Source organism: Pseudomonas sp. R62 (assembly GCF_000257605.1).
GTDB lineage: Bacteria > Pseudomonadota > Gammaproteobacteria > Pseudomonadales > Pseudomonadaceae > Aquipseudomonas > Aquipseudomonas atacamensis.
Window position 1 is genome coordinate 2141392 of sequence record NZ_JH635998.1, and the last position, 3558, is coordinate 2144949.

3 protein-coding genes and 1 pseudogene are annotated in these 3558 nt (G+C 63.6%); 2 read left to right on the forward strand and 2 right to left on the reverse strand.

All coding sequences use genetic code 11. The features are described 5' to 3' along the window. Positions 1-1423 (forward strand): SulP family inorganic anion transporter (locus OQK_RS10655; protein WP_016772371.1); only part of this gene is annotated, 1423 nt, incomplete at its 5' end. A gap of 75 nt (positions 1424-1498) precedes the next feature. Here OQK_RS10655 and aroE read toward each other — a convergent pair. Both aroE and hemF read right to left on the reverse strand, forming a co-directional pair. Next, positions 1499-2320, reverse strand: coding sequence for a shikimate dehydrogenase (gene aroE / locus OQK_RS10660; protein WP_016772372.1), 822 nt, complete (start codon positions 2318-2320; stop codon positions 1499-1501). Between the two features lie 9 nt (positions 2321-2329). Beyond that, positions 2330-3244, reverse strand: coding sequence for an oxygen-dependent coproporphyrinogen oxidase (gene hemF / locus OQK_RS10665; protein ID WP_016772373.1), 915 nt, complete (start codon positions 3242-3244; stop codon positions 2330-2332). A gap of 150 nt (positions 3245-3394) precedes the next feature. On the opposite strand from hemF, the pseudogene OQK_RS29920 reads away from it, so the two are divergent. After that, positions 3395-3558: pseudogene (locus OQK_RS29920) on the forward strand (quinone oxidoreductase); the annotation flags it as partial.

The window sequence follows — 3558 nt, forward strand, 5'->3', positions numbered from 1 at the left end:
CGGGCTGCCACCGGAATACGGACTCTACGCGGCGATCATCCCGGTATTGATCGCGTGCCTGTGGGGTTCGTCATGGCATCTGATCTGCGGCCCGACGGCGGCGATTTCCATCGTGCTGTACGCCAGCGTCAGCCCGCTCGCGGTGCCGGCTTCCGAGGACTACATCACCCTGATCCTGCTGCTGACGTTCCTCGCCGGGATTTTCCAGTGGTTGCTCGGCTTGCTGCGCTTTGGCGCGCTGGTGAATTTCGTTTCGCATTCGGTAGTGCTCGGCTTCACCCTCGGTGCCGCCGTGGTGATCGCCATCGGGCAATTGCCCAATCTGCTCGGGCTGGAGTTGCCGGCCAACACCACCGCGCTCGCCAGCCTGATGGATCTGCTACGACATCTGGGGGCTGTGGATAAGCCTTCGCTGATGCTCGGCGTCGCCACGGTAATCGTCGGCGTGACCCTGAAAAAACTTCTGCCGCGCTGGCCGACGCTGTTGCTCACGCTGGTGCTGGCCAGCCTGCTGGTGTGGATCTGGCCGGCGATGTTCGGTCATGTGCATCTGGTCAGCGCTTTCGTCGGACGCCTGCCGCCGCTGAGCGCCTTGCCGCTGGATCTGGAGGTGATCCTGCGCCTGCTGCCGAGCGCCGTGGCGGTGGGCATGCTCGGGCTGGTCACCAGTCTGTCGATCGCCCGTTCGATATCGGCGCGCTCGCAACAGTTGCTCGACGCCAATCAGGAAGTCCGCGCACAGGGTCTGTCGAACATTGTCGGTGCGTTCTTTTCCGGGTCGCTGTCAGCCGGATCGTTTACCCGCTCAGGTCTGAGTTATGAGGCGGGTGCCTGCTCGCCGCTGGCCGGAGTGTTCTCGGCAATCTGGGTGGCGCTGTTTGCGGTGTTCGGCGCGGGGCTGATCGCGCACATTCCGATCCCGGCCATGGCCGGCAGCATCCTGTTGATTGCCTGGGGTCTGGTCGATCACCGGGGCATTCGCGCTTTGCTGCGAGTCAGCCGTGCCGAGTTCGTGGTGATGGCCCTGACCTGTCTCGCGACCTTGCTGCTGGAATTGCAGACGGCGATTTACGCCGGGGTGCTGGCGTCGTTGTTCTTTTACCTCAAGCGCACCTCGCAACCACGGGTGCAGCATTGGCGCGACGGTGACGACGATGTGCTGCGGGTGGGCGGTTCGATCTTTTTCGGCGCCAGCCATTACCTGCAAGTACGCCTGCAACGCCTGCATGGCGCGCGGGTGGTAATCGAGGCACAGCAGATCAACTTCATCGATTATTCAGGGGTAGAGATGCTGCATCAGGAAGCGCGGCGCCTGCTGGGCCAGGGTCGCAGCCTGACCTTGCGCCGGGCGCGGCCGCCGGTGGTGGAGGAGTTGCGCAAACTGGAAGGGGCGGAGAAGTGCCCGATCAGGTTTGAGGATTGAGCTGATATCGGTGGTGATGCGATTCGCGAGCAGGCTCGCTCCCACATTGATCGTATTTCAAAGTGGGAGCAAAAGTTAAAGGGCCAGTTGGCGGCGCAGCTCGGCGAGTACCGGCGCGGTATCCGGGCGTACGCCGCGCCACAGCAGGAACGCCTCGGCCGCCTGCTCGGCGAGCATGCCCAGACCATCCATCGCCAGCGCCGCGCCGTGCTCAGTGGCCCAGCGGCAGAACGCGGTCGGTTCCTTGCCGTACATCATGTCGTAGCACAGGGTCTGGCCTGGCTCGATCAGGCTTGGCGCAATCGGCGGCACGTCACCGGTCAGGCTGGCGGAGGTGGCGTTGATAATCACGTCCACCGGCTCGCGCAGCCAGTCGAAACCACTGGCCGACACCGGTCCCAGATCGCCGAACAATTCCGCCAGCAGCTCAGCCTTGTCCACCGTGCGATTGGCGATGATCACCGAGGCCGGTTTCTCTGCCAGTAACGGTTCCAGCGCACCGCGCACCGCGCCGCCGGCGCCGAGCAAAAGGATGCGCTTGCCGGTCAGGCTGAACCCGGCATTCACCGTCAGATCGCGGACCAGGCCGGCGCCATCGGTGTTGTCGCCGAGCAGTGAACCGTCGTCCAGTTTGCTCAAGGTGTTCACCGCACCGGCGCGCTGCGCGCGGGCGGTCAGGCTGTTGGCCAGCCGGTAAGCGTCTTCCTTGAACGGCACCGTCACGTTGGCGCCGCGGCCTTCGCGAAAGAATGCCGTGGCGCAGCCGGTAAAATCATCCAGCGGCGCGAGCAGCGTGCTGTAGTCGAGGCGCTGGCCGGTCTGTTCGGCAAACAACTGGTGAATCATCGGCGACTTGCTGTGGCCGATCGGGTTACCAAAAACAACGTAACGATCCATCACCCGTCCTCAGGCCTCGGCCAGCCAGTCGCGATCCTGCAGGAAATACTCGGTCAGACGCGCTTCTGCGCTGCCAGGTTCGGCCTTCCAGTCATACCCCCAGCGCACTTGCGGCGGCAGCGACATCAGAATCGATTCGGTACGGCCACCCGATTGCAGGCCGAACAGCGTGCCACGGTCGTAAACTAGGTTGAATTCGACGTAGCGGCCACGACGGAATTCCTGGAATTCGCGCTGCTGTGCGGTGAACGCGTCATTCTTGCGCCGCTGCACGATCGGCAGGTAGGCCTCGATGTAGGCGTCGCCGATGGCGCGCATGAAGGCGAAACTGGTGTCGAAGTCCCACTCGTTCAGATCGTCGAAGAACAGACCGCCAATGCCGCGCGGCTCATGACGATGCTTGATATGGAAATAGGTGTCGCACCAGGCCTTGTAACGCGGATAGACGTCCGCACCAAACGGCGCACAGGCTTGCTCGGCGACGCGGTGCCAATGAATGCAGTCTTCTTCAACGCCGTAGTACGGGGTCAGATCGAAACCGCCGCCGAACCACCAGACCGGTTCTTCGCCTTCTTTTTCAGCGATGAAAAAACGCACGTTGGCGTGGGAGGTCGGCACATGCGGGTTGTGCGGGTGGATCACCAGCGACACGCCGAGCGCCTCGAAACCACGCCCGGCCAGTTCCGGCCGATGGGCACTGGCCGAGGGCGGCAGGCCGCTGCCGAACACGTGGGAAAAATTGACGCCGCCCTTTTCGATCAGCGTGCCGTTGTCCAGCACGCGGGTGCGCCCGCCACCGCCCGCCGGCCGGGTCCAGGCGTCTTCGACGAAGCATTTGCCGCCGTCTTCGGTTTCCAGTGCAGCGCAGATGCGGTCTTGCAGATCGAGCAGATAGGCCTTTACGGCGTCGGTGCGGGTCGTCATGGCTTCACCTTGAATCGGGCGGCGCCCCGGCAGGCGGGCGACGCAAATGGGCGCGTAGCATACCATCGCAGGCCGGCGCGCCGCAGTTGACGAAGATCAAGCAGGGGAGTTGGATAGAGGGCTTAGCAACGACCCAAGGAGAGCAGGCAGATGGCAAAGCGTATCCAGTTCCGCGCCCACGGCGGTCCCGAAGTGCTCGAATATGTTGACTACGAACCCGCTGCACCCGGGCCGAATCAGGTGCGCGTGGCCAATCAGGCGATCGGCCTGAACTTCATCGACACCTATTACCGCAGCGGCCTCTATGCGCCACC

Bases quoted from the DNA above. Each gene is read 5' to 3' on its own strand.
- aroE (WP_016772372.1), bottom strand. From the start codon at position 2,320: ATGGATCGTTACGTTGTTTTTGGTAACCCGATCGGCCACAGCAAGTCG.
- hemF (WP_016772373.1), bottom strand. From the start codon at position 3,244: ATGACGACCCGCACCGACGCCGTAAAGGCCTATCTGCTCGATCTGCAA.